This window comes from Aquimarina litoralis, assembly GCF_019295435.1.
In the GTDB taxonomy this organism is placed as follows: Bacteria; Bacteroidota; Bacteroidia; order Flavobacteriales; family Flavobacteriaceae; genus Aquimarina; species Aquimarina litoralis_A.
Genome location: NZ_WEKL01000007.1, coordinates 151,157 through 166,811 on the forward strand (window position 1 = coordinate 151,157; position 15,655 = coordinate 166,811).

The window sequence follows — 15,655 nt, forward strand, 5'->3', positions numbered from 1 at the left end:
ATGAGAAAAATTTATATAATATTGACAGTTATAATGCTGTCAAGTAATTATTTGTGTTCAGTTTTTGCACAACAAACACCAGTTTTTGCGGATTATAATTACAACACATTACTTATAAATCCTGCCCATGCTGGGTTCTATTCGAATACAGATATAACATTAACTAATAGAGGATATTTAAATCAATTTGAAGGAAGTCCTAGAAATATTGGATTGGTTTTTAATTCTCCCTTGAAGTCAGAGAAAGTAGGTTTAGGCGCTGGATTTATTAGCGATGAAATTGGTGTTACAAGAACCACAAATTTGTTTGCTTCATATGCTTATAAACTAATCTTTGATCATAATTATAATAGGGCAAGATGGTGGTCTTATAATCCTAATGTATTATCTTTTGGTATTACTGCAGGAGCACTTCTTTTTAATGAAAATTTACAGGAATTAGGAATACAGAATGATCCTAATTTCGAAAACAATATAAATACTACAATTCCAACTATAGGAATTGGAATTTTATATAATAGAGAACGTATTTATATAGGTTTTTCTGCTCAAAATGTTTTAGGCACTTCTTTAGCTTCTGGAGATGATGTAGCTATAGAAACCCCATATTACGCTTATATGGGATATCGTTTTTTTGCAACTCGTTTTCAAGAAGTAATGATAAAACCAAATGTTTTATTAAAGTATGTTTCTGGAGCTCCTTTACAACTATATATTTCATTTTTAAAGCATATTTAGTAAGCCCAGCGAGGTTTCGTACATTTAGTTTGGCAATTAAATTTTTTCGGTAACTCTCAATAGTGTGTTTACTTAAGAATAATTTGTCTGCTATTTCTTGAGTAGTAAACTCTTGAGCGATTAAGGTGATAACATCAATTTCTCTTTGCGTCAGTCTCACCTCTTCATCTTTCTTTTTGGAGAATTTATTTTCCATATAAATGTCCTTAATTTCTCTGGAAAAATATTTTTCACCACTCAGTATAGTTTGTATTGCTTTTAAGAGCTCTTCTTTTTCAGCATTTTTAGGCACATATCCATCCACATCATGTTCGATAAGTGTATCGATCATATCTGGATTGTTGTGCATGCTTACCACTAATGTTTTAATATTTCTATTTCTTTCTTTTACAATTTTATTCAGCGCAATTCCATCCATTTCTGGCATTGTAATATCTGTAATAATTAAATCAATCTTTTCATCTGGATTAATTTCTAGATATTTAGCAATATGCTTACCATTTTTAGCAGTAAGGAGAATATTGTAGTCGTTTTCAGAATTTAGAATACTAAGTAACCCATCTAAAAACATTTTATGATCATCAGCTATAATTAGGTTGTACTTCATTTATAGTAGTTGTTACGTTGGTTATTTCTATATTAATGATGGTACCTCTTTTTATTCTTGAATCTATGTTGATAGTACCATTTATTTTATCTAATCTACTTCTTATATTTCTAAATCCAATACCTTCTGCCTTTTTACTTACATCAAAACCTACTCCATCATCTTCAAAAAGTATATTTAGTTCGTTTTCTACAAGATTTAATTGTAATTCAATGATAGAACCTTGAGCATGTTTAATACTATTTGTTACTAATTCTTGAATGATTTTAAATGTTTCTACTTGCAAATTTTCGTGTAAGGCATCTATGCTTTTTCTTGGATACGCATGAAAAGAAGTTTTCAAATTACTAGCTCCTTTAATATTATCAATATATTCTTGTATTACATCGCAAAAATTATTTTTAATAAATTTTTTTGGAATTAGGTCATGCGAAATGTTACGAACTAGTTCGTATGTATCGTCAATTTGAGCGTTAATCCCTTTTAATATTCCATTTTGATTGCTATAAGAATTATTTAAACGAAGCTTAATGGCTGCCAAGTTTCCTCCTATACTATCATGCAATTCTTGCGCAATACGCTTACGTTCCTTATCCTGACCTTCTAGAGAAGCTTTAATTACTTGTAATTCCTGATCTTTTAATAAAGAAGAGATTTTTTCTTCGTTTATTTCTTTTTGTTTTTGGTTTAATTCACTTTGGACCTTAATTTTTTGATAATAAGTGATTAGCAGACCTATTACTGGAATTAGAAGAATTAGGAATGAATATAAAATGATATTTTTAAATGCCCGTTGTTTACTGGTTTCATCTTGTTGAATTTTTAATTGAGCATCTTTGAGTTCCTGATTTTTCTTAAGAATGATATTATCTTTTAATGCTTTTTCGGTAGTGTTTTGAAAAGTTAATAATTTATTTTCATTTTCCCTTCTAAGGATTTCATTCTCCTTATTTTCTATTTCTTGTTTTAATTTTAAATTGCTTATCGCTTCTTCACGGTTGGCTAATTCAAGTTGTTTATTGGTATTTTCAATTTGTAGAAACTTGATTTCTTTTTCTTTTTGAAGTGTTTTATATTTTACTTCTAGTTCACGTATTTCCTTGTCTTTATCCAAGGTTCTAATAGAATCACTTACTTGGTCATATTTTTCGCGATAATCTAGAGCTTTTTTATAATCATTTTGGGCAACAGCTATTTCTTTTAATCTATAGTAAATTTTTTCTTGTTCATTTAGAAAACCTATTTTTATTGCAATTTCCAGCGCATTGAGTGTAATATCTTCTGCTTCTTGAGTTCGGTTCAGTTCGTTTAACAAACGTCCCTTTTCAACACCGCCAATGATTTGCATTCGATCAAAGTTGTTTGCTTTTGCAATTGCCAAAGCATTGTCAAAAGAAATTAACGCTTTCTCAGGATTGCCCAACTTTTTATAGGTTATACCTAGATTAACAGATATCGTTCCGATACAACTTTTTCTATCTGCTTTTATACATAGTTCTCTGGCCTGCTCTAAATATGATATGCTTTTATCATACTCTTCTTTATATCCGTAAATATTTGCCATATTTACAATAGAGCCAAATACCATTTCCTCATTTTTCTCGAATTGTTTACATTTTTCTAAAAGCTCCAAAGCCAGGTCATATTCGTGTGTAGCAATGTAAATATTCGCTAAGCCAAAAGAATTGATATAATACACTCGATTATCTTCGTATTTTGAGGAAATATCTATCCCTTTAAGGTACCATTTTTTGGATTTTTCATTTAAACCAGTAAAACTATTCGCTTGACCAAGGGTGAAGTAGGCAAGACCATGAATGTTGTTTGTAAGTGTATCGTTTCCGAATTCTTTTAGTTCTAAGATTTTTTTTGCGTAGTATTTGATAGAATCAATTTGAGAAATACTTCTAAAATATGAGCATAAAATTAAACTTAGATCAGCTTTAAATCTATTGCTTTTAACTTTAGGTTTTTTGAATTCTTGATGAGCTCTTATATAACTTTCTTTACGTTTTTCAGGAATATCAGCGAGGAATTTTAACTCATCAACAATTTCTCTTTCGTTTTTATTGGGGTATGGAAACCTTCGTTTGGTATCAACTTGACTTTGCAGGCCAAAACAAAATAATAAGAGAAGTATCGCAATACTATTTCTTACATTATCCAATATATTGTTACGAACAGATTTCATTTCTTACTCTAAAAATAACGCCATTATTTGATTTTAACAATTCAAGCCCAAGAGTAATCAAAGGTATTAATTTCGAAAGTCTTCAATATCCCTGAAAACAGGGGTCTTGATATCCGTATTTTGGGTTATTCATAAATAAGATATTGTGCTCTTATTTTTTTAAAAATCTCAAGATCTTTTATCCAGGTTTTTTTTATCTCACGTGCAGTATAGCCTTGTTGAATTTGTTCTTGTAGTTTTGTATTACCTGCATGGATAGTGAAAGATTTGGTATTAAAAAAACCTTCTTTGTTATTAGAGTTATTGTAGGCATCAATAAGCCATTGTAAGTTAATAGAGGCAAGGCGTTCTGTTTTTCTTAGATCTTTTCCATAGCATACTTCACCTTTATGTTTAGGGTATTTAGCTCCAAAATTAGGTTGAGGCGTATAAGCAAAATCATATTGATCAATAGGGAAATCTGGAGATCCAAAAATCTGAAATTGTATTTCTGTACCTCGTCCAGCATTAATCGTTGTTCCTTCAAAAAAACCGAGACTTGGATATAAGTTAATAGATCTGTCATTAGGTAAATTAGGAGATGGCCTGATAGCTAAGCTGTAATAAGTCTGATGTGTGTAATTTTTTACTGGAATAAAATTCACTTCACATTTTAAATCATTTCCTAACCATCCTTCTCCGTTTATCATTTTAGCATATTCTGCAATTGTCATTCCATGTACTAAAGGAATAGGATGAATACCAACAAAACTGCTATGTTCTGGTTTTAAAGTAGGTCCATCTATATAGTGACCATTAGGATTAGGTCGATCTAAGATTAAAACAGGAATATTACTCTCTGCACATGCTTGCATTACATAATGTAGCGTAGAAATATAGGTGTAAAAACGAGCTCCTACATCTTGAATATCAAATACAACAATGTCTACGTCTGCAAGTGATTCGGCCGATGGCTTTTTGTTTTTACCATGTAAAGAAATAATAGGTAATCCTGTTTTAATATCCTTTTCATCTGCAACTAATTCTCCTGCATCTGCTTTACCTCTAAAACCATGTTCTGGAGCGAAAACTTTTTGTATTTTAATATTTCGAGCTAATAAAGAATCGACTAGGTGGGTATATTGATTTAAAGAATTAGCTGCTATTTTTTCTGTTTGAAGCAGTGGTTTTAAATTTGGGAATTTAAAAATTACTGAAGTTTGATTCCCTACAATCGCAACTTTCTTATTTTGTAGTAAAGGCAGGTATAATTCTGTTTGATTCGCTCCAACGATTACCGGAGCTAATACATCTACAGAATCCTGGATTTGAGTCTCAGAAACGATATTTTTCTGATTTTGAATCGGCTGTTCATCATCCTGTAACGTCCGAGATGAGGTTTTTGTTCCGCTTACACAAGAAATAAAGAGTATAAAAAAGAATAAAAACGTATTTTTGAAAGCATTTCTTATAAAAACCATAAGTAACCTTGAATTTCGAATATTTTATTGCCAAACGCCTTATCAAAGGTAAGGAACATAAAAGTAGCATATCATCTACAATCATAAAAATTGCAATTTTTGCTATTGCTATTGGAATGATCATGATGTTAATAACCATTGCTACTGGTATAGGATTACAACGTAAAATAAGAGAAAAAGTTGCCGCATTTAATGGACATGTGATTATTACTAGTTATGATAATAACAGTAGCCTTGAATCCTTGATCCCTATTAAGAAAGATCAACATTTCTATCCGACCTTTACAGATGTAAAAGGAATTAAACATGTGCAGGGGTTTGCTACAAAAGGTGGTTTGATTAGAACAGAAAATGATTTCGAAGGTGTTGTTGTCAAAGGAATAGGAGAAGATTATGATTGGTCACATTTCAAAGAATATATAATAGAAGGAGTGATTCCTGATTTTACAGATCCTAGGAATAATCAAATTTTAATCTCTGCTCATACTGCATCTAGATTAGGATTGGGGCTTGGTGATAAAGCAAATACAGTTTTTTTAAAGAAAAATTCTAGTTCTAATATTCCTGCTAATATAAGAGCATTCGAGATTGTTGGAATTTATGATTCCGGTTTTCAAGAGTTTGATGAAAAATTTATCCTTGCTGATATTCGTCATATTCAAAAAATGAATAAGTGGAAAGAAGATGAAGTTGGAGGATTCGAGGTGTTTATAGATGATTTCAACGAGATCGATAAAAAAGGATTACAGATTTTTGAAAATATTCCTTCTGATTTAGAAGCAATAACCATAACACTGAAATACGGTAGTATTTTCGAGTGGTTAAAGTTATTTGATCTTAATATAATTGGTATTATTAGTATTATCATACTAGTGGCTGGTATTAATATGATCACTGCATTATTGGTGTTGATTTTGGAAAGAACCTCTATGATAGGGATATTAAAATCATTGGGTGCTAATGACTGGAGTATCAGAAAAGTGTTTTTGTATAATGCTGGTTATTTAATACTAGTAGGTCTCTTTTGGGGAAATCTTATAGGAATAGGTTTACTCTTTATACAAAAGCATTATGAAATTATTGGTCTAAATCCTGCAACATATTATGTTAGTACAGCTCCTGTGTATATAAGTATTGGTTATATCTTATTACTTAATATAGGGACTATGATTTTATGTCTAATTATGCTACTAATTCCTTCTTATGTAATTGCCAAAATATCTCCATCCAAGGCAATTCGTTTTCAGTAATAGGAATTCGTACATCTTACATTCACTTAATAGGTTTGTATTTGTATCTTTGCACCGCATAAAAAACAATAAAAGAAGACTTTATTAAAATAGTAAGCTTGTGAAGTACGCAAATAATATATTAGAAACCATTGGAGATACACCTTTGGTAAAAATGAATGCCCTAGTAAAGGATGTAGATGCTTTAGTATTAGCTAAATATGAAACCTTTAATCCAGGTAATTCTGTAAAAGATCGAATGGCATTGAAGATGATAGAAGATGCTGAGGCAGATGGAAGATTACAACCAGGTGGAACTATTATTGAAGGAACCTCTGGTAATACTGGTATGGGACTTGCGCTTGCTGCTATTGTAAAAGGATATAAACTTGTTTGTGTAATGGCAGATAAGCAGTCCAAAGAAAAGATGGATATCCTACGAGCAGTTGGAGCCAAAGTAATGGTATGTCCAACTAATGTAGAACCAGAAGATCCAAGATCTTATTATTCGGTTTCTAAAAGATTGGCAGAAGAAACACCAAACTCTTGGTATGTAAATCAGTATGATAATCCTTCTAATGCCAAAGCTCATTATGAAAGTACAGGGCCTGAAATTTGGGAACAAACAGATGGGAAAGTAACTCATTTTATTGTTGGTGTTGGAACTGGAGGTACAATTTCTGGTGTTGGAAAATATTTAAAAGAAAAGAATCCAAATGTAAAGGTTTGGGGAATTGATACCTACGGATCAGTTTTTAAAAAATATCACGAGACAGGTGTATTTGATGAAAATGAGATATACTCTTATATAACCGAAGGTATTGGAGAAGATATTTTACCAAAGAATGTAGATTTTTCCATTATTGATGGTTTTACTAAAGTTACCGATAAGGACGCAGCCGTATATACGCAAAGATTAGCAAAAGAGGAAGGTATGTTTCTTGGAAATAGTGCCGGAGCTGCTATCAAAGGTTTATTGCAATTAAAAGAACATTTCAAGAAAGATGATGTGGTAGTTGTGTTATTTCATGACCATGGAAGCAGATATGTTGGAAAAATGTTCAATGATGATTGGATGAGAGAACGTGGATTTTTGGAAGAAGAAGTTTCTACAGCAGTAGATTTGGTTAAAAACCATATAGATAAGCCATTAGTTACAGTAAAAACTGAAGAATTGGTTTCTCATGCGATCGAACGAATGCGAAAATTCCAAATTTCTCAGATACCTGTTATAGACAGCGAAGGTTTTGTTGGGTCAGTAGATGAAAGTGCTTTGTTTTCGGCATTTTTAGAAGATAAGAATACTGCGGATACACCTATTAAGGACATCATGAAAGATCCTTTTCCAATTGTGAATGCTGGAACTTCATTAGATGAAATATCAGGATTAATCAAAAATGGTAATCCTGCTGTATTGGTAGCTCTTGAAAATGGAAAGCATCATATTATCACTAAATATGATGTAATAAGCCATATAAAATAAATTATTTATATTTATATCATTAAAGGTTTCCCCTTTATTAGTTTACGGAACTAATATAGGGGTTGTTTTTATACTTTATTTTGATTTAAAGTTTCGTTTTACGCAACGTTATGCTAAAAATGTAATCTTTAGATTAAGGATTCGTATAAAATCGATGGGTTATGCAGAAATATTCATTTGACTTTGCTGATATAGATGTATTAAGAAGTTATTTTAGATCCCAATTGGAACCTAATGGGACTTCTGATAGAATTTGTTTTCCACCAGAAATTGGAGAGGGATATCTTAGTTATTATAAGATTTCGCCAGAAGTTTTTCTTTTTATCAATAATTACAAAGCACATGTTGATATTGAATATGTTAGAGAGCCTATAGATGAAAAGGATATTATTCTTCACTTCCGTAAATACTCATTGGATCATCAAATCAAAAAGAATGAAATTATAAGCTCTTACTCTGATGGTTATACTCCTGGTAATATGAGATGTATGAATTCACAACAAGGAGAAAGAGTTTATATTACAAAAGGTGCTGAAGTAAAATCAATCATGATCGTATTGAAAAGTAAGTATACTAAACCTTATTTCCTCAAGAATAATGATATGGCTGAGAAAATGGATCGATATATTAGACACTCTCATCAACATATCAATAAGTTTTATCTTTCCTATAAACAATCCGTTTTATTTGATCAAATAGTATCTCCTGACATAAGTAAGATAGAAAACTACTTGTTCTTTATAGCCAGAGGAATTCGATTACTGGAAACGTTCTGGAAGGATGTTTTGATGTGGGAAACTGAAAGTAATCCATTTAAAATTAACAGCACACAGGTAGGTAATATTTATAAAGTTAGTAGTTATTTAGAAAATAACTTACACGAACCATTTATAGGAGTAGATCATTTAGCTTCTATGGCGCATATGAGTCGAACAAATTTCTTTAATATGTTTAAAGAAATACATAATCAGACACCCTTAGAGTTTTTTAATAATAAGAAATTAGAAAGTTCCTACAATATGATCTTTACTGAAAGACTGTCTATTAAAGAAGTGATGGATAATCTCAATTATTCTAACTCTTCAAAATTTAAAAAAGCTTTCTTTAACAAGTTCGATATCTATCCTGATATTCAATTTTAGATATAAATTAGAAATCTATATAAAATAAAGATGGTTGTCATCTGACAACCATCTATAACCTAACACAAACTCAACTAAGCTTAGGATTTTGAAATCTTTATATATGTTTTTTGAATTTATCTTCCCTAATTCTTTAACAAATTAAAGAAATGATATTGTGCTAATAATTTCCATTAATACATAAAATCTTACCAATAGTACATTTTTAATGTTTTTAAGGCTTTTTTAAGAATAAAAGGGGGAAAATACTACTATTCTGGATAGAATATTACAGTTTTTGAGTCGATCATGTATGCTTCTTGTGTAAAATATTAAGTACATAGCAACAAATTTTGAGGCTTTTAATAATAGAATAGAATTTTTAGAGCATTTCTTAAAACCTTATAATAGATAAGAGGTAACAATCCGGTATGTGAAAACACAATAATATATAGCTAAGAGCTAATCGTGTTTTTATGATTGTTTAAATAGTTTACCTTTTATGAATGAAGATTTTCTCCATTATTTATGGAAATATAAAAAGATCAACTCCTCGAACCTAAAAACAACGGACGGACAAGATGTGGTAATTATAAGAGTTGGTGACCACAATGAAACAAAATCTGGTCCTGATTTTTTCAATACCCAATTGATTATTGATAATCAAAAATGGGCAGGAAATGTTGAAATCCATTTAAAGTCTAGTGATTGGTATCGACATCATCATGAAATAGATCCTGCATATGATAATGTAGTATTACATGTGGTTTGGGAAGATGATATGGATATCTTTAGAAAAGATAATTCGAAAATACCAACATTACAATTAAAGGAATATTTGAATAATAATCTACTTACTAAATATCAAAATCTATTTTGTAATCAGAATATGAAGTGGATACAATGTGAAAAACAACTTCCTACAGTTTCATCATTTACACTATTCAATTGGCAAGAAAGATTATATGTTGAAAGATTAGAACAAAAATCTCAGCTGATCATAGATTTGTTAGAAGGCTGTTCTTATGATTGGGAAGCTGTACTCTTTAAATTATTGGCAAAAGGTTTTGGACTGAATGTAAATAGTGATGCTTTTTTGAGTTTAGCTAACTCATTTGATTTTTCGATTCTAAGGAAATGCTGTGACGATTTAATGGAAGTAGAAGCATTATTGTTTGGTCAGGCTAATCTATTGGATAAAGATTTGGATATTACATATGTTCAGAAGTTAATAAAGCACTATGAATATTTAAAGCGTAAATATCATTTAGAAAACATAGGAGTGCTTAATGTTCATTTTTTTAGATTAAGACCTCCTAACTTTCCTACCATTCGCATATCTCAATTAGCAAACTTGTATGTTCAAAATAAACAACTTTTTAGTAGCATTATTAAAGCAAACGACCTAGATAAATTCTATGAATTATTTGATGTAAGCACTAGTGATTTTTGGAGAACTCACTATACATTTACAAAAGATTCATCTCCAAAGAGTAAGAAATTAACCAAACCATTTATAGATTTAATTATAATCAATACAATAATACCTCTCAAATTTATATATGCAAAAGTCATAGGAGTCGAGGTTGAAGAAGATATCTTTAGGTTAATGTCTCAATTACCATATGAGAGAAATTCTATTGTGGATAAATTTACAACACTTGGTGTCTGTATAGAAGATGCATTACATTCGCAGGCTATGATTCATTTAAAGATCAACTATTGCGATCGAAAAGCTTGTTTAAAATGTGCAATTGGTAATTATTTGTTGAATGAAGAAGGTAATTAGGGATAATATAATTATTTTGCATTATGCTTTACAATCTAAGACACTTTTTAGAGAGAAATGGATTTTATGTTTCTAGCAGGCTAGCAGATAGATTCGGAATGCGTGCTAAAAATGTACGTTTATTTTTTATTTACCTAACCTTTGCTACAGCAGGATTAGGTTTTGTAATATACCTTAACATGGCATTTTGGTTAAAATTAAAAGATTTAGTCTACACAAAAAGAACTTCAGTATTTGATTTATAAGTATGTTTAAGAGGTTTGGGTCTAAAATATATATAGCCTTAACACTATTAGTAACGGTTATAGCAGTTGGAGTTCTTGGTTTCCGTTTTTTTTCGGATTATTCTTGGACAGATGCTCTTTACATGACTGTGATAACAGTTTCTACCGTAGGTTTTGGAGAGGTGGAACCCCTAGATGATACTGCCAAATTATTTACTGTATTTTTAATCACTACCAGTGCATTAATATTAGGATATTCGTTATCTGTAATTACAGAATATATTGTAGGTAAGAGTGATCCCGAAAGAGTACAATATCGAAAACTGCAAAAAATGATTAATAAGTTAGAAAATCATATCATTATCGTTGGTTATGGACGTAATGGTAAACAAGCGGCTGATAAATTATCTGCATACAATAAGCCTTTTTTAATTATTGAAAATGATAAAACAGTTATTGAAAAATATCAAAGTGATGAGCGTTTCTTTCTAGAAGGAAATGCTACAGAAGATAGTGTGCTGATCGAAGCACAAATCAAAAAAGCATCTTGTCTAATATGTACTTTACCAGAAGACGCAGATAACCTATTCATCGTTTTATCTGCAAGGCAAATCAATAAGGATCTAAAAATTATTAGTAGAGCATCCCAAGATGCATCTTATAAAAAAATAAGATTAGCAGGAGCTGATAATGTTATCATGCCTGATAGAATAGGAGGTGATCATATGGCATCTCTAGTTGTGGTTCCTGATTTAATAGAGTTTTTGGATAATTTATCCATTGTAGGTAAAAAATCTATCAATATAGAAGAGGTTTCTTTTGAGGATTTATTTGATGATCTGCAAGAAAGAACTATTCGTGAAATTGCTATGAGATCTAGAACTGGTTGTACTATTATAGGATATAAGTCTCCAGAAGGCGAATATATTGTAAATCCGGAAGCAGATACCATCTTGAAACCAGGTTCCAAAGTAGTCGTTTTAGGAAGACCAGAACAAGTAAATCAACTAAATAAAGAGTTTAATATTTAAATGATTACTGAAGATTTAACCGTTAAATTATTGTAAACAAATGTTTTTTTTAGCATCTTGCTCACTTCTAAAAAAACTAAATTCAATTAACTCACACATTATGAAGAGAATTCTTCTTTCAATTTTAGCAATAACAATTCCATTTTTAACTTTTGCACAAGAGGAGGCAGAAAAAGGTTTGGATCAGAAGATAGATGAAGCATTTCAGCCAGTATCAGACTTTTTTTCCAAAGTAATTTTTTTCGAGGTCTTTTCAGGAGCACCTTTTGTAATTATATTATTAGTACTAAGTGCTATATTTTTCACTATTTATTTTGGATTCCCTAATATTAGATATTTTCCAAAAGCAATCAATGTAGTAAGAGGTAAATATGATGACTTAGAAAATCATAGTTTAGGTGATCCAAATGCAGGAGTGGATGGTGATATACCAGATACGATAAGAGATGAGAGTAAAGAAGGAGAAGTTTCACACTTTCAGGCATTAGCTACAGCAGTTTCTGGAACAGTAGGTAATGGTAATATTGCCGGTGTAGCTTTGGCGATCGCATTAGGCGGTCCAGGAGCAACGTTCTGGATGATAGTATGTGGATTATTAGGGATGTCTACAAAGTTTGTTGAATGTACACTTGGAGTTCAATATAGAGATGTTGGAGAAGATGGAACTGTATATGGAGGTCCAATGTACTATCTAAGTAAAGGATTAAAAGAAAAAGGCTTTGCTACTTTAGGTAAAATTGCTGCGGTAATTTTTGCTATTTTCTGTATCGGAGGATCATTCGGTGGAGGAAATGCTGCACAATCTAATCAGGCTACTATCGTACTAAAAGAGTTGATGGGATTAGAGAGTACTGGAGCAGGGACTGTAATCGGAGTTGTATTGGCAATACTAGTGGGGATTATCATAATTGGAGGTATCAAACGTATTGCTTCTGTTACTGAAAAGGTAGTTCCATTAATGGCAGTTATGTATATATTGGCTTGTCTATACATTATTTTTAGTAATTTTTCATTTATAGATGATGCAATTGGAATGATCGTAACTGAAGCTTTTAATCCAAAAGCTATTGGAGTAGGAGGACTTATTGGGGTTTTATTAGTAGGATTTAAAAGAGCAGCCTTTTCTAATGAAGCTGGAGCCGGATCGGCTTCAATTGCGCATTCTGCAGTAAAAACAAAGTATTCTGCATCTGAAGGACTTGTGGCTTTACTAGAACCTTTTATAGATACGGTGGTGATCTGTACGATGACCGCTCTGGTAATTATTATATTTAATTCTGGAGGAGCTTTTCAGTATGGAGGCGATGGTAGCGGATCAGTTTTAATTGATGGAATATCTTATGAGGGTGCTGGAATTACAGCACAAGCCTTTGCTAAGTATATACCGTATTCTAATATATTTTTAACGATAGCAGTAGTATTGTTTGCTGTATCAACAATGATATCATGGTCATATTATGGATTACAATCTTGGAAGTTCTTATTTGGAAGAGGTAAAACTGCGGATTTGGTATATAAATTATTGTTCTTAACATTTATTGTTATTGGAGCAGCAGCAAGTATGAATTCTATATGGGCGTTCTCTGATGCGATGATTTTTGCAATGGTGTTCCCAAATATGATAGGTTTATATTTCCTTTTCCCTGTTGTGAAGAAACAATTGATAAGGTATTTTGATGCAATAAAAGCATCTAAAGGATAAGAACTTTTTTTAAAACATGAAATAAGTCATTAGAATTAGGTTGATACATAACAGGAATGATTCTATGACGATTCCATCTGACCTTAAAATAGTATATATAAACAGATGAAACTAACAAAATCCCATTTCGAGATACACCTAAGGTTCCGGAATGGGATTTTACTTTTGTCATTATTAATTTTTAGTCTAATTTTAGTTTTATATTTTTTTCCAAATGGAGAAAATAATACAGATAATTTTGTTGAATTAGCCGAATATCAAACACAAATTGATGTTTTAAGAGTAGAAGCTAATAATAAAAAAAAGGCCTATAAATTAAAGCCTTTTAATCCGAATTTCATTACAGAATATAAAGCATATGTTTTAGGATTGTCGGTAAATGAGTTAAATAAACTACTAGAATATCGCAAAAAAGATAAATGGATAAATTCGAAACAAGATTTCAAGAAGGTTACAGGAGTTTCGGATTCTTTATTAACTGTTATTGCACCATTGTTCAAATTTCCTGATTGGGTAAATAGATCTAAAAATCAAACTTCTTATAGTAGAAAGAAGAAGTTTCCTGAAAAATCTTTTGCAGAGAAGGGAGATCTGAATATAGTGGCTGCAAAAGAATTACAAGAAACGATAGGTGTTCCGGATTTTATTGCAGAAAGAATTATAGCCCGTAGAGTTGAATTAAATGGTTTTGTCAGTGATATACAACTGAAGGATGTTAAGGGTTTATATAATAATAAGCACAATAAAATTCTATTATTATATACGGTAAAAACACCGTTACAGATAAATAAAATAAATATTAATAAAGCTTCAGTAAAGCAGCTAATGGAGGTTCCATATTTTGATTTTGAAACTGCTCTGGAGATAAAAGATTTCATTGAACAAAATAATGGTATATCTGACTTTGAAGAATTAGGAAAAATTGAAGGGTTTTCTTTAGAAAAAATCGATAGAATAGCATTATATTTGACATTAAATTAAAAATCGGAAAAAATTACTGTGAATTTTGACAATATGTGAATTTGTATTGAGTTTTAAATATCCTCTATTTACGGTAATTATGTTAGCTATATAAATCAAAGTTATCATTTAAACAACATGTATTTTACAGAAGAGCACGAATTATTTAGAGAAAGTCTTAAAGATTTTTTACAAAAAGAAGTAGTTCCACATATAGAAAAGTGGGAAAAAACAGGTGATATAGAACGCTTTATTTGGAAGAAATTTGGCGAAATGGGTTATTTTGGAATAGCATATCCAGAAGAGTATGGAGGTTTAGGACTAGACCTGTTTTATACAGTAATATTTTTAGAAGAATTACAAAAGATTAATTCTGGAGGTTTTGCTGCCGCAATGTGGGCTCATGTATATTTAGCAATGACACATGTGAATAAGGAAGGTGATGCCAGGATAAAAGAAGAATATTTAAGATCTAGTATATCTGGAGAGAAAATAGGGTGCCTTTGTATTTCTGAACCATTTGGAGGGTCTGATGTAGCTGGTATGAGAACAACCGCTGTAAAAGAAGGTGATTCTTACGTTATAAATGGTTCCAAAACATTTATCACTAATGGAGTTTATAGTGATTATCTTGTGGTTGCCGCTAAAACATCTCCAGAACTTGGTAATAAAGGTATAAGTATCTTCATTATGGATCGAGAAACTCCTGGTATTTCAGCTACCAAATTAGATAAATTAGGTTGGAGGGCTTCAGATACTGGTGAGATAGCTTTTGATAATGTAAAAATTCCTATAGCGAATTTAATGGGAGAAGAGGATAAAGGCTTTTCTTATATCATGCAACATTTCGCCCTTGAGAGATTGATTATGGGTATCAATGCGCACGCTAGGGCAGAGTTTGCTCTTGATTACGCAATCAAATACATGGGAGAGCGTGAAGCTTTCGGAAGAACAATAGATAAATTTCAGGCTTTAAGACATTCTGTTGCTGATATGGCTAGTGAGGTTGAGATGTGTAAAGAGTTTAATTACTCAATCGCAAAAAGGCTAAATGATGGTCAATATGTAGTGAAGGAAGCTAGTATGTCAAAATTATTGTCTACTAAAATTGCGGATGAAG

Annotated in this window: 12 protein-coding genes and 1 pseudogene; 10 read left to right on the top strand and 3 right to left on the bottom strand. The window is 31.1% G+C overall.

Going from position 1 to position 15,655, the window contains the following annotated elements; genetic code table 11:
* Positions 1-738 (top strand): PorP/SprF family type IX secretion system membrane protein, encoded by a 738-nt coding sequence (locus tag GBO31_RS05995; RefSeq protein ID WP_219007422.1) that lies wholly within the window; start codon positions 1-3, stop codon positions 736-738.
* Positions 739-787: 49 nt separating this feature from the next.
* On the opposite strand, the pseudogene GBO31_RS06000 reads toward GBO31_RS05995, so the two are convergent.
* The 3 genes and pseudogenes from GBO31_RS06000 to GBO31_RS06010 form a co-directional block, all read right to left on the bottom strand.
* A pseudogene (locus GBO31_RS06000) lies at positions 788-1,345 on the bottom strand (response regulator); the annotation flags it as partial.
* The gene (locus tag GBO31_RS06005) at positions 1,320-3,536 is read right to left on the bottom strand and encodes a tetratricopeptide repeat-containing sensor histidine kinase (protein ID WP_219007423.1); all 2,217 of its coding nucleotides are present in this window, start codon (positions 3,534-3,536) and stop codon (positions 1,320-1,322) included. The gene GBO31_RS06005 and the pseudogene GBO31_RS06000, both read right to left, overlap by 26 nt.
* A 125-nt stretch (positions 3,537-3,661) precedes the next feature.
* On the bottom strand, positions 3,662-4,996 hold the full coding sequence (locus GBO31_RS06010; protein ID WP_219007424.1) for an exo-beta-N-acetylmuramidase NamZ family protein: 1,335 nt from the start codon (positions 4,994-4,996) through the stop codon (positions 3,662-3,664).
* Between the two features lie 8 nt (positions 4,997-5,004).
* On the opposite strand from GBO31_RS06010, the gene GBO31_RS06015 reads away from it, so the two are divergent.
* The 9 genes from GBO31_RS06015 to GBO31_RS06055 form a co-directional block, all read left to right on the top strand.
* The gene (locus GBO31_RS06015; RefSeq protein ID WP_219007425.1) at positions 5,005-6,246 is read left to right on the top strand and encodes an ABC transporter permease; all 1,242 of its coding nucleotides are present in this window, start codon (positions 5,005-5,007) and stop codon (positions 6,244-6,246) included.
* 100 nt (positions 6,247-6,346) lie between these two features.
* The gene (locus GBO31_RS06020) at positions 6,347-7,708 is read left to right on the top strand and encodes a pyridoxal-phosphate dependent enzyme (protein WP_219007426.1); all 1,362 of its coding nucleotides are present in this window, start codon (positions 6,347-6,349) and stop codon (positions 7,706-7,708) included.
* A 161-nt stretch (positions 7,709-7,869) separates the two neighbouring features.
* A complete protein-coding gene (locus GBO31_RS06025) occupies positions 7,870-8,850 on the top strand; it encodes a helix-turn-helix domain-containing protein (protein ID WP_219007427.1) in 981 nt (326 codons plus the stop codon).
* 481 nt (positions 8,851-9,331) lie between these two features.
* Positions 9,332-10,618: a DUF2851 family protein gene (locus GBO31_RS06030; protein ID WP_219007428.1), complete on the top strand. Its 1,287-nt coding sequence runs from the start codon at positions 9,332-9,334 to the stop codon at positions 10,616-10,618.
* A gap of 23 nt (positions 10,619-10,641) precedes the next feature.
* A complete protein-coding gene (locus GBO31_RS06035) occupies positions 10,642-10,863 on the top strand; it encodes a PspC domain-containing protein (protein WP_219007429.1) in 222 nt (73 codons plus the stop codon).
* A gap of 2 nt (positions 10,864-10,865) precedes the next feature.
* On the top strand, positions 10,866-11,873 hold the full coding sequence (locus tag GBO31_RS06040; RefSeq protein WP_219007430.1) for a potassium channel family protein: 1,008 nt from the start codon (positions 10,866-10,868) through the stop codon (positions 11,871-11,873).
* Between the two features lie 100 nt (positions 11,874-11,973).
* Positions 11,974-13,575 carry an alanine/glycine:cation symporter family protein gene (locus tag GBO31_RS06045; RefSeq protein WP_219007431.1) on the top strand — a complete coding sequence of 534 codons (1,602 nt, stop codon included), beginning with the start codon at positions 11,974-11,976 and terminating at the stop codon, positions 13,573-13,575.
* Between the two features lie 165 nt (positions 13,576-13,740).
* A complete protein-coding gene (locus tag GBO31_RS06050) occupies positions 13,741-14,556 on the top strand; it encodes a helix-hairpin-helix domain-containing protein (RefSeq protein ID WP_219007432.1) in 816 nt (271 codons plus the stop codon).
* A gap of 117 nt (positions 14,557-14,673) precedes the next feature.
* Positions 14,674-15,655: acyl-CoA dehydrogenase family protein (locus GBO31_RS06055; protein WP_219007433.1), on the top strand; the 982-nt coding region annotated here is incomplete at its 3' end.

Excerpts from the sequence above, each read along its gene's own strand:
- GBO31_RS05995 (WP_219007422.1), top strand. The coding sequence starts at position 1 with ATGAGAAAAATTTATATAATATTGACAGTTATAATGCTGTCAAGTAAT.
- GBO31_RS06005 (WP_219007423.1), bottom strand. The coding sequence starts at position 3,536 with ATGAAATCTGTTCGTAACAATATATTGGATAATGTAAGAAATAGTATT.
- GBO31_RS06010 (WP_219007424.1), bottom strand. The coding sequence starts at position 4,996 with ATGGTTTTTATAAGAAATGCTTTCAAAAATACGTTTTTATTCTTTTTT.
- GBO31_RS06025 (WP_219007427.1), top strand. The coding sequence starts at position 7,870 with ATGCAGAAATATTCATTTGACTTTGCTGATATAGATGTATTAAGAAGT.
- GBO31_RS06030 (WP_219007428.1), top strand. The coding sequence starts at position 9,332 with ATGAATGAAGATTTTCTCCATTATTTATGGAAATATAAAAAGATCAAC.
- GBO31_RS06035 (WP_219007429.1), top strand. The coding sequence starts at position 10,642 with ATGCTTTACAATCTAAGACACTTTTTAGAGAGAAATGGATTTTATGTT.
- GBO31_RS06040 (WP_219007430.1), top strand. The coding sequence starts at position 10,866 with ATGTTTAAGAGGTTTGGGTCTAAAATATATATAGCCTTAACACTATTA.
- GBO31_RS06045 (WP_219007431.1), top strand. The coding sequence starts at position 11,974 with ATGAAGAGAATTCTTCTTTCAATTTTAGCAATAACAATTCCATTTTTA.